Source organism: Companilactobacillus farciminis KCTC 3681 = DSM 20184, assembly GCF_002706745.1.
GTDB classification, from domain to species: Bacteria; Bacillota; Bacilli; order Lactobacillales; family Lactobacillaceae; genus Companilactobacillus; species Companilactobacillus farciminis.
This window is the reverse complement of the sequence record NZ_CP017702.1, coordinates 1,157,396-1,181,656: the sequence shown is the minus strand read 5'-3', so window position 1 is coordinate 1,181,656 and position 24,261 is coordinate 1,157,396. Positions and strand designations below refer to the sequence as shown.

24 protein-coding genes and 1 tRNA gene are annotated in these 24,261 nt (G+C 37.2%); 9 read left to right on the top strand and 16 right to left on the bottom strand.

Features of this window, described 5'->3' with window-relative positions; all coding sequences use genetic code 11:
• Positions 1–53: 53 nt before the first annotated feature.
• From LF20184_RS05840 to LF20184_RS05825, 4 genes are all read left to right on the top strand, one after another.
• Complete coding sequence (locus tag LF20184_RS05840; RefSeq protein WP_010019533.1) at positions 54–833, top strand: potassium channel family protein; 780 nt, start codon at positions 54–56, stop codon at positions 831–833.
• A 476-nt stretch (positions 834–1,309) separates the two neighbouring features.
• On the top strand, positions 1,310–1,804 hold the full coding sequence (locus LF20184_RS05835; protein ID WP_010019531.1) for a hypothetical protein: 495 nt from the start codon (positions 1,310–1,312) through the stop codon (positions 1,802–1,804).
• A 37-nt stretch (positions 1,805–1,841) separates the two neighbouring features.
• Positions 1,842–2,048 (top strand): hypothetical protein, encoded by a 207-nt coding sequence (locus tag LF20184_RS05830; RefSeq protein ID WP_010019529.1) that lies wholly within the window; start codon positions 1,842–1,844, stop codon positions 2,046–2,048.
• 60 nt (positions 2,049–2,108) lie between these two features.
• The gene (locus tag LF20184_RS05825) at positions 2,109–3,059 is read left to right on the top strand and encodes an SAP domain-containing protein (RefSeq protein WP_010019527.1); all 951 of its coding nucleotides are present in this window, start codon (positions 2,109–2,111) and stop codon (positions 3,057–3,059) included.
• A gap of 24 nt (positions 3,060–3,083) precedes the next feature.
• Here LF20184_RS05825 and LF20184_RS05820 read toward each other — a convergent pair.
• The 4 genes from LF20184_RS05820 to LF20184_RS05805 form a co-directional block, all read right to left on the bottom strand.
• Positions 3,084–3,173: transfer RNA gene (locus LF20184_RS05820), tRNA-Ser, on the bottom strand.
• 25 nt (positions 3,174–3,198) lie between these two features.
• A complete protein-coding gene (locus tag LF20184_RS05815; protein ID WP_010019526.1) occupies positions 3,199–3,717 on the bottom strand; it encodes an adenine phosphoribosyltransferase in 519 nt (172 codons plus the stop codon).
• Between the two features lie 22 nt (positions 3,718–3,739).
• Entirely contained in the window at positions 3,740–6,049 is a 2,310-nt protein-coding gene (recJ, locus tag LF20184_RS05810) for a single-stranded-DNA-specific exonuclease RecJ (protein ID WP_010019525.1), read from the bottom strand.
• A 91-nt stretch (positions 6,050–6,140) separates the two neighbouring features.
• The gene (locus LF20184_RS05805) at positions 6,141–6,800 is read right to left on the bottom strand and encodes a class A sortase (RefSeq protein WP_010019524.1); all 660 of its coding nucleotides are present in this window, start codon (positions 6,798–6,800) and stop codon (positions 6,141–6,143) included.
• Between the two features lie 145 nt (positions 6,801–6,945).
• Between LF20184_RS05805 and galE the strand changes: the two genes are divergently transcribed.
• The 5 genes from galE to LF20184_RS05780 all read left to right on the top strand — a co-directional run bounded on the left by galE (position 6,946) and on the right by LF20184_RS05780 (position 9,957).
• Positions 6,946–7,935: a UDP-glucose 4-epimerase GalE gene (gene galE / locus LF20184_RS05800; RefSeq protein WP_010019523.1), complete on the top strand. Its 990-nt coding sequence runs from the start codon at positions 6,946–6,948 to the stop codon at positions 7,933–7,935.
• A 167-nt stretch (positions 7,936–8,102) separates the two neighbouring features.
• Positions 8,103–8,360 (top strand): GlsB/YeaQ/YmgE family stress response membrane protein, encoded by a 258-nt coding sequence (locus LF20184_RS05795; RefSeq protein WP_010019522.1) that lies wholly within the window; start codon positions 8,103–8,105, stop codon positions 8,358–8,360.
• A 9-nt stretch (positions 8,361–8,369) separates the two neighbouring features.
• Positions 8,370–8,915 (top strand): alkaline shock response membrane anchor protein AmaP, encoded by a 546-nt coding sequence (amaP, locus tag LF20184_RS05790; protein ID WP_010019520.1) that lies wholly within the window; start codon positions 8,370–8,372, stop codon positions 8,913–8,915.
• Between the two features lie 208 nt (positions 8,916–9,123).
• A complete protein-coding gene (locus tag LF20184_RS05785) occupies positions 9,124–9,537 on the top strand; it encodes an Asp23/Gls24 family envelope stress response protein (protein ID WP_010019519.1) in 414 nt (137 codons plus the stop codon).
• 15 nt (positions 9,538–9,552) lie between these two features.
• On the top strand, positions 9,553–9,957 hold the full coding sequence (locus LF20184_RS05780; RefSeq protein ID WP_010019518.1) for an Asp23/Gls24 family envelope stress response protein: 405 nt from the start codon (positions 9,553–9,555) through the stop codon (positions 9,955–9,957).
• Between the two features lie 52 nt (positions 9,958–10,009).
• Here LF20184_RS05780 and LF20184_RS05775 read toward each other — a convergent pair whose 3' ends face one another.
• The 12 genes from LF20184_RS05775 to rnpM all read right to left on the bottom strand — a co-directional run bounded on the left by LF20184_RS05775 (position 10,010) and on the right by rnpM (position 24,246).
• Complete coding sequence (locus LF20184_RS05775) at positions 10,010–11,314, bottom strand: dihydrolipoyl dehydrogenase family protein (protein WP_010019517.1); 1,305 nt, start codon at positions 11,312–11,314, stop codon at positions 10,010–10,012.
• Positions 11,315–11,377: 63 nt separating this feature from the next.
• Positions 11,378–13,225, bottom strand: a complete 1,848-nt coding sequence (gene lepA, locus LF20184_RS05770; RefSeq protein ID WP_010019516.1) for a translation elongation factor 4 — start codon at positions 13,223–13,225, stop codon at positions 11,378–11,380.
• A gap of 106 nt (positions 13,226–13,331) precedes the next feature.
• Positions 13,332–14,471, bottom strand: a complete 1,140-nt coding sequence (gene dnaJ, locus LF20184_RS05765; protein WP_010019515.1) for a molecular chaperone DnaJ — start codon at positions 14,469–14,471, stop codon at positions 13,332–13,334.
• A 125-nt stretch (positions 14,472–14,596) separates the two neighbouring features.
• Positions 14,597–16,459, bottom strand: a complete 1,863-nt coding sequence (gene dnaK, locus LF20184_RS05760; protein ID WP_010019514.1) for a molecular chaperone DnaK — start codon at positions 16,457–16,459, stop codon at positions 14,597–14,599.
• Between the two features lie 35 nt (positions 16,460–16,494).
• Positions 16,495–17,052: a nucleotide exchange factor GrpE gene (gene grpE, locus LF20184_RS05755; protein ID WP_010019513.1), complete on the bottom strand. Its 558-nt coding sequence runs from the start codon at positions 17,050–17,052 to the stop codon at positions 16,495–16,497.
• Between the two features lie 16 nt (positions 17,053–17,068).
• Positions 17,069–18,115: a heat-inducible transcriptional repressor HrcA gene (hrcA, locus tag LF20184_RS05750; protein ID WP_010019511.1), complete on the bottom strand. Its 1,047-nt coding sequence runs from the start codon at positions 18,113–18,115 to the stop codon at positions 17,069–17,071.
• A 176-nt stretch (positions 18,116–18,291) separates the two neighbouring features.
• Positions 18,292–19,218, bottom strand: a complete 927-nt coding sequence (gene ribF, locus LF20184_RS05745) for a riboflavin biosynthesis protein RibF (protein ID WP_010019509.1) — start codon at positions 19,216–19,218, stop codon at positions 18,292–18,294.
• 12 nt (positions 19,219–19,230) lie between these two features.
• Positions 19,231–20,145 carry a tRNA pseudouridine(55) synthase TruB gene (truB, locus tag LF20184_RS05740; RefSeq protein ID WP_010019507.1) on the bottom strand — a complete coding sequence of 305 codons (915 nt, stop codon included), beginning with the start codon at positions 20,143–20,145 and terminating at the stop codon, positions 19,231–19,233.
• 109 nt (positions 20,146–20,254) lie between these two features.
• Positions 20,255–20,614, bottom strand: a complete 360-nt coding sequence (rbfA, locus tag LF20184_RS05735; protein ID WP_010019505.1) for a 30S ribosome-binding factor RbfA — start codon at positions 20,612–20,614, stop codon at positions 20,255–20,257.
• A gap of 167 nt (positions 20,615–20,781) precedes the next feature.
• Positions 20,782–23,628 carry a translation initiation factor IF-2 gene (gene infB, locus LF20184_RS05730; protein ID WP_010019504.1) on the bottom strand — a complete coding sequence of 949 codons (2,847 nt, stop codon included), beginning with the start codon at positions 23,626–23,628 and terminating at the stop codon, positions 20,782–20,784.
• Between the two features lie 13 nt (positions 23,629–23,641).
• A complete protein-coding gene (locus LF20184_RS05725; RefSeq protein WP_010019503.1) occupies positions 23,642–23,938 on the bottom strand; it encodes a L7Ae/L30e/S12e/Gadd45 family ribosomal protein in 297 nt (98 codons plus the stop codon).
• Complete coding sequence (rnpM, locus tag LF20184_RS05720) at positions 23,938–24,246, bottom strand: RNase P modulator RnpM (protein ID WP_193363610.1); 309 nt, start codon at positions 24,244–24,246, stop codon at positions 23,938–23,940. Before rnpM ends, LF20184_RS05725 begins: the two co-directional genes overlap by 1 nt.
• Between the last annotated feature and the right edge of the window lie 15 nt (positions 24,247–24,261).

The following is a 24,261-nucleotide window of genomic DNA, read 5'->3' as shown; positions in this document are numbered from 1 at the left end:
CTAACACAACCGTTAGTGCTATATTACAGATTAGTAAGATTAAGGGGCAAATTATGCAAAAATTCAATCGATTCTTACATTCAGACAGTTATTACGTGGTCATCGTCTTAGCGGGATTATTATCATTGGTTATTTTAGTCTTGAGTTTTATTCCTGGATTTAATATTTCCAAATCTCCATACATCGAAATCGACTTCACGACCTTATTTATTTTTGGCTTCGATTATTTCGGTCGATTAGCTTTGGCTAAAAACAAAATGCACTTTTTTCGCCATAATATCGTTGATCTCTTGACAATCATGCCTTTCTTTACCATCTTCAACGTCTTTCGATTCTTCCGAGTTTTTCATATCATTCGTTTTTCGAAAATATTCACACTCGTTCGCTTGATTGGAACTGCTGGCAAAATGCAAAAGAACGCTAAGAAGTTTTTAAAGATCAATGGTTTCATTTACTTACTGATTATTTGTGGAATCGTTCTTGTAACTTCAGCAATCACTTACTCACTAGCTGAAAAGGCTTCTCTAAGCAATTCTTTCTGGTGGGCAATCGTCACGGCTTCCACGGTCGGCTACGGTGATGTCGCTCCACAAACTTTAGCCGGTAGATTAGCGGCTGTCTCCCTGATGATCATTGGAATTGGTTTCATCGGAACCTTAACCAGTACGATCACAAGCTATTTTACGAGTGAGCACAACCATGAGAGCGATGATAAATTGGAACAGATCTTATCAAAATTAGATAAAATCGAGTCCGAAAATCAAAAAATGCATCAAGAAATCACCCAATTAAAACAGAAACAGCAAGAAAATGACAAAGAAAAACTTAAATAAAGCACAATATATTTTAATATAGTAAATTTAATATTTTAATAACGTTTTCATTGATATTAATTTCTAGAATTTGTTTATTTTTTGTTGAGTTGTAATATAATTATTTTGTTAGGAGAAACCCAAAATATGCAATATTAAAACTAAAATTCTCACTAGTACGATTCTTCTATAGAATATTCTCCTAACAAAAAGAACACTGCCTAATCGCGGTGTTCTTTCTTTTATATATATTAAGCATATTACATTATCACATTTTTGTTATATAATATAAACCGATAGAGATATTCACAATAAAAACCTAGAAAAATCTATTCACACATATCTCTTTCATGATAAAGATCACTTCGAAGTGGTCTTTTTTTATTTAAATAATCGTAATTCATCAAAAAATTTCGGTTGAAGCAATATATCAAATTCGTGTGGAATGTTTTTTAGAATTTCAGCTATAATGATGCAAAATAATTAGGAGCGTATCGATGAAATTAAAGCTTATTTTGCTGAATTTATTAGCTTTAACTACTTTTATGGGTCTTTTCGACAATGTTCAAGCTAGTAAGAAAGATTCAACAGACAACTTGTCTATCGAGGAAAAAAGAGATAATCATTTAGCCAACAAGATCAAAAAGGTCAATCATGCATTAAACAAACGAATTTATGACTTCAAAGAACATCCCCACAAGCAACTCAACACCGAAGAAAATTCTTGGATGACTTACGTAAAAAACGTCAATTACTTAAAAAACAACCAACTAGAAATCTACGTTAATCGCGACTTTAAAAAACTCGATGACAAAAAGCGAGAAACTATTGTAACTACAGTCCAACGGATTTCTTTATCAGAAGTACTCAAAGTTTTAGATATCTCCTCTGAAGACTATATGGAAGGTCTCAGCTCAATTATTTACTACGACAGTCACTGCCTAGGTCGTTCAGTCTTTTTAAATACTAAAGAGTTAAAATGGTACGATTAAAATATGCTATAGTTTAGCTAAAAAGAGGAAAACGACTTTGAAAAAGAGATTTAAGCGAATCTTACAGCTAAATACTTTTTTAACGGCATCAGTAATCGTAGCCGACCTATTCTTTTTGCACCACCACAACGAACCAGATTCACATGTGCGTCAAGTTACGACTTCAAAGAAAATGTTATTGAGACCAATTTCTAAATTGCGTAGCATTCAATCCAATGAAGAGGAAGAATTTAATGATAAATAATGAAGATGGACAAAAAATGTTCATCTTTTTTCGTATTTTCTTCTTAAAGGAGTGAAAATAATGCTAAACTTTGGAGAAATTTATGCCTTATCAATTTTGGATGGAAAACGCGAAGACTATTATTTTAATTCACATATCCTCAGAAATGTCTTTTTGGTCTCAGAATCTAGTATTGCTGCCAATTTAGTAGAACAAGGATTACTAAGTCTAACCTTTGAAAGAGAATTGAGCTTATCAAAGCTTTACGTCGATCAATTGAAAGATATCCTCTTCAAGCACGACCTTTCCACCACCGGACGCAAAGCCATTCTAGCCAATCGTATTATTGAAAATCTCGACGATGAAGAAATTAATAAAATTATTAAAACGAAAACTTTTTTACTTACAGATGCGGGTCAAGAATTGCTCGATAACAATCCATTCGTTCACTTTATAACAGAAAATTACTGCGACAACATCATTACTTTCAAAACGGCAGAAATGGCCGGTATATCCAACAATCAAAACGATCCAATAATTATCATTGACCAGATAACTGACTTCTTAGTTGAGAAGTATACCTTAGAAAAACGTTACAAAAAATTGTTTGAAGTCCTCAATCATAGACTCTTTAGCAAACTAAAATACAACATTGACCAAACCGACTTTTTGGATACTTGTTTAAAAATAATTTTCTTATCACTTTCAGGACAAGCATCAAACATCACCAATTACCAACTCCCCGACCTAAAACGACAAATTGAAACTCTTGACGATTTGAAATCAAAGATTGCCGTTTTTCCTATGAATTGCATAAATAAACTGATTCGATTTCAAGCTGGCAACGGAGTTTCTGATGACAGTCTCCTCTTGCAATTTCATTGTATTTTAGACGAATACAGACAAATCGACAGTTTATTCTCTGACGTTGAAATGGTCGCACTTTTAAAAGCCGGCTTAACTTATAACTACGCAGCAATCGATAATATTTATCAAAATAATTTCTCGGTTAACAAAAAGGAATGCCGTTAATTCGGCATTCCTTTTCTATTCTTAAGGAGAGTACAGGATTTGAACCTGCGCGCCCGCTATAAGACGGGTTCGTCGGATTTCGAGTCCGATGCATTACCACTCTGCCAACTCTCCATAATAAAGGCCAAAGCCTTTTATATTAGTATTGCATAAGAGTATACATATCATACCCTTTAATTTTATCACGACCGTGCAAATCAGTTAATTCGATTAAGAAGGCTGTTCCAACGACAATACCACCTAATTTTTCGATCAACTTGATTGTAGCGGCTAAAGTACCACCAGTTGCCATCAAATCATCTACTACTAAGACTTTTTGACCTGGCTTGATAGCATCTTTTTGCATATAAAGTGATGCTTGACCGTATTCCAAATCATAAGAAACTGAGACCGTTTCTCTAGGTAACTTACCTTTCTTACGAGCAGGTGCAAAACCGATGCCCATCTTGTAAGCCACTGGACAACCCACGATAAATCCACGGGCTTCTGGTCCAGCAATCATTTCGGCTCCACGGCTCTTTGCATATTCCACAATCTTATCGGTTGCGGCAGCATATGCCTTGCCATCAGCCATTAATGGTGAAATATCTCGAAATAGTACACCAGGTTCTGGAAAATCTTGAACATTAGCTACGTATTTCTTAAAATCAATATCCATTTTTTTAAATTCCCCATTCAATCTAACAGTGACAATCGTAATCACTCATCCATGACAATAAATCGTCAAAGCTAGATTCAATTAATATTTTTTCAACGTCATTACGTTGCAATCTCTTCAAGTATGTCGGAGATTCGATTAATTCACGTTGTTGTGAAGCATTTGCTTTTTCAACAAAACCATTTACTATTTTAACAAAATTTAACTCAAAAAACACTTTTAAATAAAAATCTACGTCATTTTTTTGCATATTCAAGAATTTAGCAACCAAATCCATCCCTTCCATCGTAATATTTTGATGGGAGTAAAGATATTTCAAAAGCGTTTTCATCTTTATCATATCAGGTTTTAGATATCTACTTGCCAAATCCGTATGGAAGAATAACGCTGTATGTTGAGTTTTATTGTTTTTAATAAATTTTTGGAATAATTCTAAATTGTGAGGTCGATCATAGATCAATACATTCTTACCATCACAGTTTTCATTATACATAATTAAATCAGTTTTCACATCGAAACGTTTGGCCGCTTCTAAATATGCTTCATTAAAGAAAACTACCGCATCAAAATGTTCCAGAATTTTCGTCGACAAGCCTTTATTACGATAATCTAAGTAAACATCTTTTAAGTCGGCGAGAACTTGTGCCTGTGGTGAAACTTGGAAGTCATCGAGCATTAACTGCAAATTCTTTTTGCCGCGCCACTCATTCACGCCTAATTCACCATAGACATCACATAGATTAGTCGTTAAACTAGCAGCTTTTTCATACATTCCAAAGCCTATCGCATCGATTCTATGTTGTTCATCTGTAACCTGTGTCTTTAAGTGACTAGCATCTTTACCGATTGAACGCATCTGCGACAACGAGACATTGCCTAATTTGATGACTGGCTTTGGATTACCCATTCCAAATGGTGCTAACTGTTGAACCTGCTTGATTAGATCCATACTCAAATCTGCAATATTTAACTGTAGATCATAATTTTTAACTACTGGTGCCTTAGGGTCAAAATCTTGTTGTGCAGGTTCTACTTGCAATAGCTTCGTCAACTCATCTAACTTATCTTCCTCAATTGAAAAACCACAGGCTTGAGCGTGTCCTCCAAAAGCGGTAAACAAATCACGATGCTTATCTAAAGCTGTGAACAAATTGAAGCCTTCTGGAGAACGACCGGAACCCTTCATAACACCACTATTATCGTCAAATTGCGTGGCTAAGACAGGTTTATTTTCTTGATCCATCGTTCTACTAGCAACGATTCCTAAAATTCCTTGGTGCCAACCATTGCCTTTTAACACGATCACGCCATTTTCTTTTTGCGCTTGAATCTGAGCTTGTGCATCCTCAAAAGCACTGGCAACCAAATCTTGTCTTCTAGAGTTGATTTCCTCGGTCTCATCAACAATTTCTTTGGCAAATGACTCATCACCAGTCGTCAACAATTCGACCCCTGAGGAGGCATTTTCTAGACGACCGAGAGCATTGATCCTAGGTGCAATCCGAAAGCCAATATCTTCTTCAGTCACATGGGATAATTTGACTTTGCATTTATCTAGCAAGGCACTCAATCCAACGTGATTATTATTTTTCATTTGTTTGAGCCCTTCGGTAACAATGACACGATTTTCACCCTTCAAAGCCACCGCATCGGCGACAGTTCCAATTGCAGCCAAATCGATCAATTGTAAGGCTTCATCGCCCAATAAAGCATCAGCTATCTTAAAAGCCACACCGGCTCCAGATAAGTAAGGACAAACATATTCAGAACCTGGGATACTAGGATGGACGATAGCATCAGCTTCAGGCAATTCCTTTGGTAAGTCATGGTGATCAGTTACGATTACTTTAATGCCACGATCTTTAAGATACTTGATTTCATCTGTACCACTGACACCATTATCAACTGTGATCAACAGATCAATTCCTTGATCAGCCAATTCTTTATATCGATCCAGATTAGGTCCATAACCATCCTTGAAACGATCAGGAACATAAAAAATCGGTTTATTGCCGAGTTTTTGCAGCGTTAATTTCATGATTGAAGTACTAGTAACACCATCGGCATCATAATCACCGTATATAGCAATCTTTTTTTCTGATTCAACGGCTTCATCAATCAACTCCAAAGCTTTATCCATGTCATGAAGTCCAAAAGGATCTTGTAGTTCAGTCACGTCACTGTGCAAAAAAGCTTCGATATCACTATCTTCAACGATATCTCTTTCCAGTAATAATTCCGCTACCACAGGTGTAACGTGCTTACTTTCTGCAAATTCATCTATCTCTTGTTTTGTGGGATTCTTTCGCTTTTCCCAATTAATTAATGTCAATCCATCACCTACTAACAATTATTTAATTATAGCAATTATCGAACGCAAAAAAAAAGTCTTGAAACTAATTCCAAAACTTTTTAAGGAGTATTTAAGAAAATACCGCTAAAGTATTTTTATTGGCTGGCTGGCTTTTCACTAGTGAACCTTGTAAGGCCCAACGATTAGTACCACCGTCAGCACAAGTTATCAAAGTTAAGATGCTCTGATTCTCAACGTCATCTAACAAATAGACGGCTGTTGGTGGAACGATTTTCTTATAATAAATTTTGTAAGTATAAACTCGTTTCATATCGGTTATATAGGCCAAATCACCAATCTTGGCATTTTCTAATGGTGAAAACAGAGCTCCCTTATTAGTCATATAATGACCCGCTAAGGCATAATTGGACTTGCCCATCTTCTCATTTTCTTTCATCGTACCGCCACCAGTCGATAGCGCATTGTCACTCAAACCAACGACGATCGGTAAACGCAAGTTAACTGAAGGAACAGCCATTTTTCCAATTACAGCTGCATCATTATTGACTGAAGCTTTGGCAACTTGAGTCGCTGAAATTGGTTTTACTTTATTAAAATCAAACTCGCCTTTTTTCTTAGCATTACTAGCAGCTTTTTTGGCAGTCAGAGTCGTCAAATTGTGCTCGGCGATTCTTTTGACTGCATATTCTTTGATTGGCTGATTAAAAATTAAAGCAACAGCAACCAATAATAATATAATTGTTCCAAAAATCGAAAAGAACTTTTTCATTTTTCCATTCCTTGTTCCATGAATTTGCAATATATATTTAATCTTAAAACATCTATCAAAAAAAGTGTAGTGATTTAATTTTACTATCTTTAAACTTTTCTAAGTAAGTTATAATGTACTTATAAATGAATCTGGAGGTAATTATATGAGTATTCTTGTTTTAGGTGGCGCTGGCTATATCGGTTCACATACAGTCGATCATTTATGTGAAATGAATTACGACGTCATTGTAGCAGACAATTTAGCAACTGGTCACAGACAAGCCATTAATTCTAAGGCTAAATTTTATCAAGGTGATGTCCGTGATAAAGAATTTTTGATCAAATTATTCCAAAATGAAGATATCACTGACGTCATTCACTTTGCAGCCTTTTCAATCGTACCAGAATCCATGAAAAACCCACTCAAATATTTCGACAACAATACTGCCGGTATGATTTCTCTATTACAAGTCATGCACAATTTTGGAGTTAAGCACATCGTCTTCTCTTCAACTGCAGCAACTTATGGCGAACCTAAACAAATCCCAATTAAGGAAACTGATCCAACAGTTCCTACCAATCCATATGGTGAAAGTAAACTAGCTATGGAAAAAATCATGCACTGGTGTGATGTTGCCTATGGTATCAAATTCGTAGCTTTGAGATACTTCAACGTCGGTGGTGCTAAGCCTGATGGAACTATCGGTGAAGACCACAATCCAGAAACTCACTTGATTCCTGTTGTCTTACAAGTAGCCGCTGGCCAACGTGACGAATTGACAATCTTTGGTGACGATTATGACACTAAAGATGGTACTAACGTCCGTGATTATGTCCACGTAGAAGACTTAGCTGAAGCTCACCGCCTGGCTATGGAATACTTGCGTGCTGGCAATGACAGTGACGTCTTCAACCTCGGTTCTTCAACTGGTTTCTCAAATAAAGAAATCCTTGAAGCAGCTAGAATCGCTACTGGTAAAGAAATCCCTGCTAAAATTGGACCACGTCGTGCCGGAGATCCTAGTACTTTGATTGCTGACTCAACTAAAGCTAGAACAATTTTGAAGTGGCAACCACAATACGATGACGTTCAAAAAGTTATCACTGATGCTTGGAATTTCAAGTCTAAACATTTGAATGGTTATGAAAACTAGTAATATCTAACCTCTCGTTAAATTAGCGAGAGGCTTTTTTATTTTTTAATTATAATTTTTTATTTATTCATTTCATTAGTTATTTGTAGACAAAGTTTCCAGAAATATTTTAATATTAATTTACTAACAAAGAAGATATTAATTCTTTGCGGAAGGGAATGGTTAATATGTTACATGCTATATGGATCATTATCGTGGGTGCCGTAATTGGTGTCATTGCTAGTATGATTATCAATCGCAACATGCCTTTAGGTTGGGTTGGAAATGTTATTGGTGGATTGATTGGCGCATGGCTGGGGGAAAGTTTATTAGGAACTTGGGGACCAAATGTCGCTGGCATGGCAATTGTTCCAGCCATCATTGGTGCCATTATCGTCGTATTCTTGACTACTCTAGTTTTGAGTGGCTTCAATAAAAAAACTTAGGTAAACATTATGAAAAAAGCTAATAAGATTATTCTCATTGCCTTAACACTAATCGGTTTGTTGCAAGTTTTTTGGTTCACTGCCTTAACTTATCCAATCAAACCGATAATTAATTGGATCAATTCTTTAAATGTACCAAAAAATTGGCTGACATATCTTTCTTTAGCTTTAGCGGCCATCTCAACACTCATTTACATTTTTATTTTGATGTATGCCCTCTTCAGTCCTACCAAATATCAAGAAATTAAATTTACTTCTTCCAATGGAAAATTAAGAATTTCTACTAATGTTGTCGAAAAAATGATTACTAGACGATTGGAAGAAATACCTTCTTTACAAAAGGTCAACGTTCAATTAAAAATTTTGGGTAAAAAACGCCACGCTAAGATGTTAATTTCAGTTCTCAGCAATGAAACTAAAAATTTACCTCAGCTGGGCGACTACATTAAAGAAATTGCTAATGAACAATTAATCGACCACCTAAATGTACCTATTAAGAAAACAATTATAAATCTAAGTTCCAATACGACTGATAAAAAGATAAAAGTAACGTGAGGACAAAGATATGAGACGAGGTTTATTCGGCTTTATTCTCGCAAGTTCACTAGTCTTGATTTGAATCATTCTAGGATTTGGCAATTTATTACTAGTTTTGATAGCTGGAGTACTGGGATACTTGATTGCCATCTTGACCGGCTCAACGCGAGACAAGCAAGCTTTACACTCAAAAATAATTAAAATTTTACAAATAAAGGAGTAACCTATGACAGATCAACAATTGAACACTACTTTACTGAACAACAGTAAACTTAAATTTAATGACGACGTAATAGCTAAGATTGCTGGTATGTCGATTCAAAACATCGATGGTATTCTTTCGATGAACGGCAATGTCTTCGATAATTTGGCCGATAAAATCAGAAGCAAAGAAGATATTACCAAAGGAATCGATGCTGATGTTGGTGAAAAACAGGCTGCATTAGATTTAGAAATTATCTTGGAATACGGTAAAGACGCTCATCAAATATTCCAAAACATCCTTCAAGAAGTCGGTAATCAAATTAAACGTATGACTGGGTTAAATGTAGTTGAAATCAACGTTTATATTAGTGATATGATGACCAAAAAGGAATGGCAAAAGCAATCAAAATCTCCTGATAATAACCGGGTTAAATAGAAAGGACTAATCACTATGACTAACTCACAAAAGCCAAATTCTGTTAATTCAATTCAAAAAGAACTCAATTTCTCAGATCAAGTTTTAGAAAAAATTGCTAGTCAAACAGCCAATTCAATCGATGGCGTTTTATCCCTTACTGGCGGTGCTATCAGCAATTTAACAGACCGATTCATCGATAATCCTACTAAAGGTGTTGATGTCGACAATGATGACAACAAATTATCTTTTGAATTAAAGGCTATTCTAGAATACGGTAAATCAGCACCTCAAGTCTTTGATCGAATCGTTAACACCGTTACTCGTAACGTTAAAGAGATGACTGGCAAAGAAGTTGGTAAAATCACTCTAAACGTTGATGATTTAATGACCAATTCTGAATGGAGCCGACAACAAAACAATAAGAAGAAAAAAGATTAACCTAAAAAACGATGATAACTTCCATTTTCAGCGGAAATTTATCATCGTTTTTTTAGATCAAATATTCCAAATCACTAGCAGCAGTTGGATAGGCAAAAATCTCTTTAACAACATCTTCATGACTCATCTTTTGTTTGATAGCCAGAGTCAATAAATTGATCAAACTATCAGCTTCATTACTCAACAAAGTGGCACCGATAATTTGTTTTTTATCATTCAAAACAATCTTTACCTTAGCAACTGGTTCATTAGTGTGACTGTACGTAAACCAACTAGTTACATCTTGTTCAACTATTTTATCGCCAGTTTGCTCACCAACCTTAGCAAGTTTTGGACTGCCATACACAACGGTTGGAATCAAAGGCAATTCAAGCTTTTTATCAGTCTTTCCCAATAAAATATCACTGACATAGCCAGCTTCAAAACCACCAACTGGGGTTAATTTAGGTTGTTTAGTAGAAACGACATCCCCAATCGCATAAACGTTCTCATTAGTTGATTGCAAGTGATCATTAACAACTACACCGTGACGATTGTATTGTACGTTGGCTTTCTCTAAATCTAAGAAATCAACGTTAGCAATTCGACCAGTAGCACCAATAACTAAATCGGTAGTCAATTCAAAATTATCAGCCTTCAAAAGGTATTTGCCATCTTGAGCTGTGATTGATTGTGTATCAACATTAAAGTTAAAATCAATGCCCTTATTTTCGAGCTGTTTAACTAATTCCATAGCATATTCTTGATCAAATTCTTTTAATGGACGGTCATTATGATGGATAATATGAACCTTAGCTCCAGTGGCATTGGCAATCGTAGCTAATTCAAAGGCAATATATCCAGCACCAATGATCGTAATATCTTCTGGCATCTTCTTGAGCGATAGGAAGTCAGTACTAGACAATAAATGTTCTTTCCCAACGATATCTAAATAACTAGGACGTTGACCGGTAGCAATGATAAATTTATCGGCTTGGTATTCAATTCCATTGACAACTAAAGTATCCTCAGAAGTAAATTTTGGCTGTCCATCAATTGCCGTGATACCAGCATCGACGATTCCTTTACGACTCCCTGTAGAAACTGGTTTTGTGAATTTTTCTTTAAAAGTTTCCAATTGTTCCCAGTTAACGAAAGGCACATTATCAAAGCCCTTGTTTTGGAGTTGTGCCATTCTATCTCTTGCTTCGACACCACTCAACAAAACTTTTTTAGGGTCGCAGCCACGATTAGGACAAGTTCCACCCCAGAGATTATTTTCAATCACGGCAACGTTTTGACCATTACCTTTTAAATTATAAGCAGCAGCCAATCCTGCAGGTCCTGCTCCAATAATAATCGTATCGAATTTTTCCATACAAATTTCCTCCAAACAAAAAACACTTATGATGCAACGTATAGTTACATTATAAGTGTTTTCTTAGTTTTTACTGTCATCTTTGCCTCGGTTAAGATCCAAGACCGACATGAAGGCTTCTTGAGGTACGGAAACTTTTCCGACTTCCTTCATACGCTTCTTACCAGCTTTTTGCTTGTTCAACAATTTATCACGACGAGTTCTATCACCACCATAAAGTTTGGCAGTAACATCTTTACGATAAGCTTTAACATTTGAACGAGCGACAATCTTGTTACCGATAGCTGCTTGAATTGGAATTTCAAACATTTGTCTAGGAATTACTTCCTTCAGACGAGCTACGATATCACGACCACGTTTTTGGGCAAAGTCTTTGTGAACAATGAAACTCAACGCATCGACTGGTTCCCCATTCAACAAGATATCCATCTTCACTAGTTCACTAGGTTCATAATCGTCGACACTGTAATCTAGCGATGCATAACCTTTGGTATTTGACTTCAAATCATCGAAGAAATCAAAGATAATTTCTAGCAATGGCAACTTGTAAACCACATTGACTCGATATTTGTCCAAGTAATCCATCGTTACGAACTCGCCACGTTTTCTTTGGCAAAGTTCCATAACAGGACCAACGAAATCTTCTGGTACCATGATTTCCGCACGAACAAAAGGTTCACGAATTTCTTTGATATCCGTTGCATCTGGCAATTCAGCCGGGTTATCAACGATGATCTCTTCTCCGTCAGTCTTTGTAACGTGATAGTCAACTGATGGCGATGTCGTGATCAAGTCGAGGTCAAAATCACGTTCCAAACGTTCTTGAACAACATCCATGTGCAACAAGCCCAAGAATCCAACACGGAAACCAAACCCTAAGGCTTGCGAAGTTTCTGGTTCATATTCCAAAGCCGCATCGTTTAATTGCAACTTATCTAAGGCTTCGTGCAAATCTTCATATTTAGCATTATCAACTGGATAAAGTCCAGCATAAACCATTGGTGTACTCTTACGGTAACCAGTCAAAGGTTCGTCAGTTGGATTATCGGCTAAAGTAACCGTATCACCAACTTGCGTATCCTTAACCGTCTTGATGCTGGCTGTAATATAACCAACATCCCCTGCCATCAAATAATCACGTTTAACGGCTTTAGGAGACATCACACCAACTTCTGTAACTTCGAAGGTCTTCTTATTACTCATCAATTCAATCGTGTCTCCGACCTTAACAACGCCTTCACGAACACGTACGTCAAGGACAACACCACGATAACTGTCATAAACTGAGTCAAAGATCAAAGCCTTGAGTGGTTTATCCAAATCTCCAGTTGGTGCTGGAACATCCGAAACGATTCTTTCGAGCAGTTCGTCAACACCGATACCAGTCTTAGCACTCATCAAAATTGAAGATTCAGCATCGATACCGATCATCTCTTCAATTTCTTCTTTGACCTTATCTGGTTCAGCAGAAGGCAAATCGATTTTATTGATAACTGGTACGATTTCTAGGTCGTTATCAATCGCTAAATAAGCGTTAGCTAGAGTTTGTGCCTCGACACCTTGAGCAGCATCTACTACTAACAAAGCGCCCTCACAGGCAGCAAGAGAGCGTGAAACCTCATATGAGAAATCCACGTGTCCTGGTGTATCGATTAAATGGAAGATGTAAGTCTGTCCATCTTTGGCTTCGTATTCTAGTTCGACCGCATTCAACTTGATAGTAATTCCACGTTCACGTTCCAAATCCATATCATCAAGGATCTGAGCTTTCATTTCACGTTTTGAAACTGTCTTAGTTCTTTCCAAAATTCGATCGGCAATCGTTGATTTACCATGATCGATATGCGCTACGATAGAAAAATTACGAATTCTTTTTTGTCGTTCTTTTAATTTATCGAGATCTAAATCCATAAATTATTCCCTTCTATCAGAAATTTATCATTCTTTCTATTTTACACTATTGTACACCGATGTTCTAGACAACAAAAAAGAAGAGGCTAAAACCCCTTCTTTTAAATTATTCGCCTTTAAAAGCATCTCTGACTTTATTGAAAAAGTTACTATCTTTTTCTTTGACTTTGTCTCCGCCGGCTTCAGCGAATTTCTTCAAAGCACTGCGTTGTTCAGCTGACAATTTACGTGGAGTAACGATATTAACTGTTACCTTTTCATCACCGATACTCTTGCTGTTAAGAACTGGAGCACCTTTGCCACGCAATCTAAATGTTGTACCAGTTTGAGTACCACTAGGGATATTCAAATTGACTGGACCGTGAACTGTGTTGACTTTGATTTCATCTCCCAAAGTAGCTTGTGGGAAACTGATATTAACTGAAGCGTAGATAGTTGAGCCATCACGTCTGAATTCTTTACTTGGAGCAACGTGGAAGACAATGTATAGATCACCATAAGGTCCACCGTTAGTTCCGGCTTCACCTTGGCCCTCTAAGCGCATTTGTTGTCCGTCTTCAACACCAGCTGGTACTGTAACCTTCAATTCATGCTTTTCATTTACCTTACCTGAGCCTTGGCAAACGTTACACTTTTCTTTGATTTCCTTACCAGTACCATTGCAGACATCACAAACAACACGTGTACGCATACGACCAAGTGGAGTTTGACGATCAACTTCAACATAGCCTGAACCATGACATTTTGAACAAGTCTCTGGATGTGTTCCCGGCTTTGCACCAGAACCACCACAGGTAGAACACTCTTCCTCACGATTGTAAGAAATATTAGTCTTCTTACCAAAGACACCTTCTTCAAAAGTTAAGTCCATACGATATTGAAGATCGGAACCTTGTCTTGGGGCATTAGGATTTTGACGAGCAGCACCGCCGCCACCGAAGAATTGACTGAAGATATCTTCAAAACCACCGAATTGATCTCCAGCACCACCAGCGCCGAAGCCACCAAATCCTCCTTGGCCACCATTCATGCCGGCAGAACCATATTGATCATATTGCGCACGTTTTTGAGGATCTTTTAGAATTTCATAAGCGGAATTAACTTCCTTAAACTTCTCTTCAGCATCAGGAGCCTTATTCAAATCGGGGTGATACTTTTTAGAAAGTTTACGAAATGCTTTTCTTATATCGTCATCAGAAGCGTTTTTATCAACGCCTAGTACGTCATATGGATTTTTATCTGCCATTAAATCACCTTTATGCGACAGGACTTTTACGTCCTATTCCTTTTTAACGCTCAAAAGAGCAGTTATTGTTCTTACTATACCATAACTGGTTTTAGTAATTAAACCACTGCTCTTTATCACAATTATTATTTCTTGTCTTTATCAGGATCTACTTCGGAAAAGTCACCGTCAACTGTATTGTCGTCTGACTTCTTGCCATCAGTTGAACCTGTACCAGTAGCACCATTATCGCCACCAGCTTGTTGTTGTGCTTGTTGAGCTTGTTGATAAAGTTTTACAGACAAGTCTTGAACGATCTTGTTCAAATCGTCACGTTTCTTCTTCATGTCTTCAAGGTCACCTGAGTCTTGAGCTTTCTTCAAAGCATCACGAGCATCTTGGGCTTTCTTGATTTCATCGTCAGAAACTTTACCCTTAACGTCTTTTAGAGTCTTGTCAGTTGCGAACAATGTTTGTTCAACGTCATTCTTAACATCGACTTCTTCCTTACGTTTGTTATCTTCTTCTTCGTGTTCCTTAGCTTCCTTCATCATTTGGTCGATTTCTTCATCGCTCAAACCTGATGAACTCTTGATAGTAATCTTTTGTTCCTTGTTTGTTCCCATATCCTTAGCAGATACATTAACGATACCGTTCTTATCAATATCGAATGTAACTTGGATTTGAGGTACACCACGAGGTGCAGCAGGAATATCTGTTAATTGGAAACGACCTAAGGTCTTGTTGTCGGCAGCCATTGGACGCTCACCTTGAAGAACGTGGATATCAACAGCACTTTGGTTATCAGCAGCAGTTGAGAAGACTTGTGACTTGCTTGTTGGGATAGTTGTATTTCTATCGATCAACTTAGTGAAGACACCACCCATAGTTTCGATACCAAGTGATAGTGGAGTAACATCTAGTAGAACAACGTCTTTAACATCACCAGAGATAACACCACCTTGGATAGCAGCACCAAGAGCAACGGCTTCGTCAGGGTTGATTGAGTGGTCTGGAGCTTTGCCAGTCCATTTAGCAACAGCATCTTGAACAGCAGGAATACGTGTTGAACCACCATTTAGGATAACCTTGTCGATGTCTGAAGTAGTTAAGTTAGCATCCTTCAAAGCATTGTCAACAGGGATCTTTGTTCTTTCAACTAGGTCTGAAGTCAATTCATCGAACTTAGCACGTGTCAATGTTTCTTCCAAGTGAAGTGGGCCATTAGCACCTGATGAAATAAATGGAAGACTGATTGATGTTTGAGCAACACCTGATAAGTCTTTCTTAGCTTTTTCAGCAGCATCCTTTAATCTTTGAAGAGCCATCTTGTCTTGACTCAAATCAACGCCATTTTCAGCCTTGAATTGTTCAACTAGCCAGTCGATGATCTTTTGGTCAAAGTCATCACCACCAAGACGTGTATCACCATTTGTTGAAAGTACTTCGAAGACTCCATCACCTAATTGAAGTACAGAAACATCAAATGTACCACCACCAAGGTCATAAACAAGGATCTTTTCGTCACCCTTGTCGTTATCTAGACCATAAGCAAGAGCTGAAGCTGTTGGTTCGTTAACGATACGTTGAACGTTCAATCCAGCAATCTTACCGGCATCCTTAGTAGCTTGTCTTTGTGAATCGTTGAAGTATGCAGGAACTGTAATAACAGCATCTGTAACTTTTTCACCTAAGTAGTCTTCTGAGAACTTCTTGATGTGTTGCAAGATGAAAGCTGAAATTTCTTGTGGTGTGTATGACTTGCCGGCTACAGTAACTTTGTAACCTGCTTCACCCATGTGACGTTTGATTGATGAAACTGTATCAGGGTTTGTGATAGCTTGTCTTTTGGCAACTTCACCAACTTGAATTTCACCATCTTTAAATGCAACAACTGAAGGAGTTGTTCTTGCACCTTCTGGGTTTGTAATAATCTTTGGAGAACCGCCTTCCAAAACGGCTACAGCAGAGTTTGTAGTACCTAAATCAATACCAATAACTTTAGACATAAACCTAAACCTCTTTTTAATTTTTTATTTACTAATTATTGTGCAACGACAACCATTGCTGGACGTAAGACACGGTCTTCAAGTTTGTATCCCTTTTGAAGGACTTGAACAACGGTATCTTTCTTGTGGTCATCATCAGCTGGAACAGTTTGAACAGCTTGAGCAACTGCAGGATCAAACTTCTCACCTACATTGTCGATAGCTTTGACATGGTTGTCTTCCAATGCTTTAACCATGTGTTGTTGAACCATCTCGATACCCTTCTTCAATTGCTTGCTTGAGTCATCTGTGGCTTCAACATTCAAAGCACGTTCCAAATTATCCAAAACGGGAAGAATTTCAGTAGCTAGCTTTTGTCCGTCATATTTAAGCATACCAGCAACTTCTTTTTTATGACGATTATTCATATTTTGAATTTCAGCTTGGCTTCTTAAGAACTTGTCTTCCAAGTCCGCATTCTTGGCATTAAGATCTTTGATCTCTTTGTCTTTTGGATCTTGTTTTTCAGCTGTTTTCTTTTCAGCTTTTTTATCAGTCTTTGAAGTTTCTTCTTTAGCAGTCTTCAAATCTTGATCTTTTTGTTTATCTGCCATTACTTCCTCCTAAATTTCAAGAATCATCATACCTTGAATAATAATCAATCAACCTTTTCGCTAATTCAACTCTAAATTCGCCTAACAAACCAATCAATTGCGAATAATGCATCGTAGTTGGGCCAAGTAAGGCAATGACGCCTTTACCGTGATGTCCAACATCATAATTAGCAGTAATGATACTGTAATTCTTCAATGCATCACTACCTAATTCGCTTCCTAAACGAACTTTTATTCCATCATCTAAAATCGATGGATCTAACAGTTTTCTCAAATCGTTGCTTTGATTAATTATCGAGAACAACGACTGAACCTCTGACATATCGTCACTATTAGCATAATTCAAAAGATTCAATTGACCGTCGACATAATACTTCTCTGATTCAGCCTTCTTAAAGAGTGAATCCATCATATCCAACAAACCATCAGTTGAATACATATATTCGGAAAGAATTGCTGGGACATCGCTGTGAAGCATTCGAAGGACTTTATTCAAAGGTTGTCCAACTAATTTATCATTCACGATGTTGACGATTTTTTCAATTAATGAAGTATCAAAATCATCATCGACAGTATAAATATTATTTTCTACATTATTATCACTTGTGACAATGATTGCCATAAGTTGATGTGCATTCAATGGGACGATTCTAAATCCAGTCAAACGAATCGAACTGCTTTCAGGTCCCAAAGTAATTGCGGTGTAGCTAGTTAAATGAGATAAGATCTTGGCGGATTGTTCGATAATATCACCGATTTGATGATATGTTTTACCGAAATCCTCGTCAATTCTTTGAGCTATATCTTGTGGCACACTAGTTGGTTGTACCAGATGATCGAGATAATAGCGATATCCCATTGCCGAAGGAATTCGACCTGAAGAAAGATGGGTCTTCTCGAGGTACCCAACTTCTTCGAGCATTGCCATTTCATTTCTGATTGTCGCAGAACTTACATGAAATGGTAATTCGTTCATCAATGTCTTCGACCCAACCGGCTGGCCGGTATCTGTAAATATGCGCACGACTTCTCTCAAGATTGCATCTTGACGTTGTGATAGCATTATACCGTCCTCCTTTTTAGCACTATTCATACCTGAGTGCTAACAATGTAAAATATAACAATCTATCCTAATAGTGTCAAGTATGCACGCTCAATTTCCATAATTATTTCCATAACTGACCTTTTTTATAAACAATGAAAAAGAGAACCTCTTGGCTTACACCATAAGTCCTCCATCTATAAAACTTTTAAAGAATTGCTTTTATCTAATTCTAACTGTTTGATCAAGCCTTCTGCACCATCGAACTTCACTTCGCCACGAAGATACTTGACCCATTCGATCACAACCGGTTGACCATAAATATCCTGATTAAAGTCAAAGATATTCGACTCGATCGTAATACCGGTATTCTCTTTGAACGTTACGTTATAACCAACTGAGGTCATCGAATTGTACCAAACGCCAGCTACTTTTATTTTAGTAGCATAAACGCCGATTGACGGAATCAATTGATCTCCATCGACTGCAATGTTAGCTGTTGGATAACCGAGTGTGCGACCACGTTGCAATCCGTGAATGACCTTACCTTGATTTTGGTAATTGTAGCCTAAAAATTTATTGGCTTCAGAGATTTTGTCACTAGTGATGAACTCTTTGATAGCACTGGAACCAATCTTTTGATCATTGATCAATTGTTCTGGCACCATAACAGTTTCAAAATTACCTTTAGAATAATTAGGTAGATTAGCCATGTTAGCAACATCTTTTTTACCATAAGTGTAGTCAAAACCGGCAACAACGTATTTAGCTTTGAGGTCGATCATGTATTGATCCACGAATTCTTGTGGCTTAAGGTGGGCGAAATCAGGCGTGAACTTCACAAAATAAAGATAGTCCACTCCTAATCCTTCAACTAGCTGAGCTTTACGGCTTCTCGTTGAAAGATATTTAAAATTAGTTTCGTGTTGATAAACAGTTCTAGGTGATCGATCAAAGGTCAAGAGGATTGATTTCAAATTATGCTCTTTAGCTAATCTCACACCCGTCTTGATAACCTTTTGATGTCCTAAATGTACCCCGTCAAAAAAGCCCATGATCAACACTGTTGCTTCGGCTGGCAATTGCTCTTTTTTTAGCGGATGTTTAACATTAATAATCTGCATAATTACCCTCTTTTACTTATTGTTCAATAACATCAAATCTGGAATCCACATATTTCTAACTTTATCATACTTGTAAAGTGCTTTGGTTACGCCATCTCTTTGGACACGTAATTGTTTAGTTTTGTCAGAGTCAACGTCTTTTTCTTCTAAAAATCCCCCATGACTGACACGAACATCCCACTGTTCATCGTTCAATTCTAAACTAGGCACCTCTTTTAAAACTTCATCGATCGACTTCAAGAAATGATAATCATCTTTTTCCATCATCTCTTCAATTTGACCTAAGGTAAAAGTCTCTTCAATTGGAAAACCAGCACTTTTTACTCGCGTCAATTGCGACATAAAGGCAGGATATCCTAATAATTTACCAAATTCTACAGCTAAAGTTCTGACATAAGTTCCTTTAGAACATTTAACGTGAAATTTAATCGTTTGATAACCCGTTGTTTCGTCGAAACTAGGTTCTGAAGTCATTGAAAAGCTATAAATGTGAATTTGGCGAACTGGTCGTTCTACTTCGATACCAGCTCGAGCATACTCATAGAGTTTCTTACCATTCACACGAACAGCTGAAAACATTGGTGGAATCTGCTTTAAGTCCCCGGTCATTTGTTCAAAAGTCTGCTCTAATTCTTCATTAGTGAATGGCTTTGACAATTTCTTTTCCTCAACAGTTTCGCCTTCACGGTCTTCAGTAGTCGTTGAACGTCCAATAGTGATTTCTCCGGCATATTCTTTAGGAGAGCCCGTCAAAGTGTTTACCAGCTTCGTTGCTTGTCCAACGCAGATTGGCAAAACTCCATCAACCAACGGATCCAAAGTTCCTGTGTGGCCAATTTTTCTCGTGTGCAAGATTTTTCTTAATTTATATACATAGTCCGAACTAGTTTGTCCGATTTCTTTATTTAATGGAATTACTCCGTCCATAACAAATCTCCATTTTTCGTAATATCATTAATAATTTTACTAGTCTTCCTTAACAATAGAAAGTTTTCCACAAAAAAACAGGCAAGAAAAAAATTCCCACCTGTTTTTTTTAACGATTAGCTTCGTCTTGGTGTAACTTAGCAATCAATTTATCAATCTTTTCTCCGTAACGAACTGATTGATCTTGCTTGAATTCGAGTTCAGGGACTTTGTACAAAGTTAACTTTTGACCTAATTCACGACGAATCAAGCCTTTAGCTTTATCTAGTCCTGCTTGAGTTTTTTCAACATCACTAGCTTTTTCAGATAGAATGCTGTAATAAATTGTGGCTTGTTGCAAATCACCGGTCATTTCGACACCTGTGACTGTAACGCCTTGAACTCTAGGATCTCTTACACGTTTAAGAAGAATATCGTTAACTTCTTTTTGAATTTCTTGTTCAACACGACCTATACGATGTTTTACCATGCTGTACCTCCATAATTATTTTCAAACTATCTCTAGTTTACTTGTCATCTTTTAATCATCACTGCTTGATTATATCACATTACTTGGCAATTCTTTTTGTTGAATAATTTGTCAAAAAAATAAAGTCAGAATGTTTCAACAGCATTCCGACTTTATTAGATAATTAACTATTTAACTGGAACTTGTTCCATAACATAAACTTCGACTTCATCGCCGATCTTAATATCGTTGTAGTTTTCGATTGTGATACCACATTCGAATCCTGAACCAACTTCCTTAACGTCATCTTTGAAACGTTTTAGAGAAGCTAGCTTACCTTCAGTAATAACGATACCGTCTCTGATAAGTCTTACGCCACTATCACGTTGGATCTTACCACTGTTTACATAACAACCAGCGATAGTACCAATCTTAGATACGTTGTATGTTTCACGAACAGTCAAGTTACCAATAACTTTTTCTTCGTAAACTGGTTCCAACATACCCTTCATAGCAGCTTCGATTTCGTCGATAGCCTTGTAAATAACTCTGTGTAGACGAATATCAACATTTTCATCCTTAGCTTGAACCTTGGCTTGAGCAGTTGGACGAACGTTAAATCCAATGATGATAGCGTTACTTGCAGCAGCCAAGTTAACATCACTTTCAGTAATGGCACCAACGGCAGAGTGAATGATATTGACACGAACGCCTTCAACTTCGATCTTCTTCAAACTTCCGGCAATGGCTTCAGCAGAACCTTGAACATCGGCTTTAATAATAACGTCGACTTGTTTAAGTTCTCCCTCTTTCATTGTTTCGAACAAGTTATCAAGAGTTACAGGGTTAGTATTTTGACGTTCCTTTTGAAGAGCACGACTAGCACGTTCTTCACCGGCGGCACGAGCTGTCTTTTCATCATCGAAGACAACGAACTTGTCGGCTGATTCAGGAACATCGTTTAGACCAGTAATTTCAACTGGCTCTGATGGTTTAGCATTCTTGATGTCTTTACCATTGTAGTTTGTCATTGTTCTGACACGACCAAAGGTATTACCAACAACGATTGGATCACCAACATGTAGTGTACCTTGTTGAACTAGCAATGTAGCAACTGGTCCACGACCCTTATCCAACTTAGCTTCGATAACAGTACCGATAGCCTTTTGTTGAGGGTTAGCCTTTAATTCTAGAACATCAGATTCTAGAAGAACCATTTCTAGCAATTCGTCGATATTTGTACCCATTTTGGCAGAAATATTAACAAAGATAGTATCCCCACCGTAATCTTCTGGAACTAAGTCATATTGCATTAGTTCTTCGATTACGTGTTGTGGGTTAGCACCTGGCTTATCGATCTTATTGATAGCTACGATAATTGGGTCATTTGCGGCCTTGGCGTGGTTGATAGCTTCAATTGTCTGTGGCATAACACCATCATCAGCAGCAACAACCAAAATAACGATATCAGTAATATCAGCACCACGAGCACGCATATTAGTAAAGGCAGCGTGTCCTGGAGTATCCAAGAATGTAATCAATCTGTCTTTTAGACGAACTTGGTAAGCACCGATATGTTGAGTGATACCACCAGCTTCACCGGCAGTAACATGTGTGTGTCTTAGGTGATCAAGCAAGGTTGTCTTACCATGATCAACGTGACCCATGATTGTAACTACTGGTGGGCGAGTAACAAGGTTCTCCGTTGTATTAACTTCAGCATCGAAGTACTTGTCGATATCGGCAACATCTTCTTGAACCTTTTCTTCTGACTTAATACCGTAATCTTCAGCCAACAATTCAATGGTATCTTTATCCAATGACTTGTTTTGGTTGATCATAATACCAAGCATAAAGAGTTTCTTAACAATTTCAGCTGGTTCTCTGTGAATCAACTTACCAATATCTTGAGCGTTCATACCCACTGTATAAACAAGTGTTTCTGGTAATGGACGTTCCTTTCTTTGTGGCATTGGCTTCTTAGGTTCAGTACGTTGACGTTGTTGACGTTTACGTTCTTTCTTCTTCTTACGACTACCAAATGGATTAGCAAGATTTTGTTTGTGGCCAAAGTCACGATTATTGTTAGTTGGTTTTGGCTTCTTGTATTCTGGCTTTGGAATATTAACGTTTGCTACAGTTGACTTAGGAGTTTCCTTAGCCTTGGCAGCTGCGTTGTTGTTATTAGGTCTTCTGTTTTGATTTTGGTTATTGTGATTATTATTGTTGTTACGGTTATTTACATTATGGTTGTTGTTGTTCTTGTTATAACGATTGTTGTTCTCGTTATTATTGTTAGGACGGTGATTGTTTCTATGAGCATTGTCACTGTTATTTGTGCGGTTGTTATTAGGACGATTGTTATGATTTCTAGTTGGATGACTAGGAATACGACTAGCATCAGCGATGTTTGTCTTAAATTGTTCTAGATACTTGTTACCAGCACTTTGTCTTGGACGTGGAGCTTGTGCTTGCACATTTGAACGATCACGTCGGTTGTTATTGTTGCGATTGCGATTATTGTTGTTATTACGATTCTCGCCATTGCGGTTGTTGCGTGTTTCATTGTTACGATTACGGTTATCACGATTTTGTGAATTACGGTTATCGTTTCTATTGCCATTATTAGCATTGTTTGAATTGTGAGAATTGTTGCCATTATTTGGACGATGATAGTTACTATTATTGCTGTTTGGACGATTACTGTTGGAGTTGTGATTATTGTTACGATGGTCAAAGTGACCTTTACCCTTATTAGTATCTCTTCTTACAGCAGTAATCTTGATCTTAGTTTTGTGATCACCTGAATTGTGATTACTACCTTCGCGCTTTTCATCAGTCTTTGATTGTGCTTTTGGTTGACTAGCGGGCTTCTTACCACCCTTTAAACTGCTGACGATTTTCTTTTCTACACTTTCATCTACTGATGACATATGGTTTTTAACATCAATGCCCAATTTTGCGGCGGCATCTAATACTACTTGATTCTCAACACTATTTTCTTTTGCAATAGTATAAATTCTTTTTTTGACCATCCTATCACTCTCCTTAATTGTCCATAATTTCTTTTAACCTTTTAGCAAATCCAAAATCTGTTATTCCCATAACTTTTCTGTCTTTTCCAATAGCCGTTTTTAACTCTTCACTACTTATCGTATCTATCACAGGTACATTATAATAACTTGCCTTATTGTGCAAATCTTTTTTTGTTCGAGCACTACAATCTTGCGCCATGATAACGAGTTTTACCTCACCACTGCGCATTCCATTAATAGTCAGTTCAGTTCCACTAATAAATTTTCGAGCTCTAACTGCAATACCTAAGAAATTTAAAAAGTTCTTCATTAATGTTTCTTACCCAAATCTCCAAAAAGATCCATACGGGCCTTTTGGTGATCTACGAAATCAAATAGTTCATCATAAAAATCTTCTGGAACTGCATGTGAAAATACTTTTTCCAGAATCTTTGCTGATTTAGCATTTTTAACGGCTTCTGGATCTAGACCTACATAAGCCCCACGGCCAGGTTTCTTTCCAGTAGGATCAATCGAAATATTGCCTTCTTTATCTTTGACAATTCTTACCATTTCTCTTTTTGGATACATCTTATTTGTCAAAACATCTTTACGCATAGGTATCTTACGAGTTGCCAAATCCATCACCCCTTT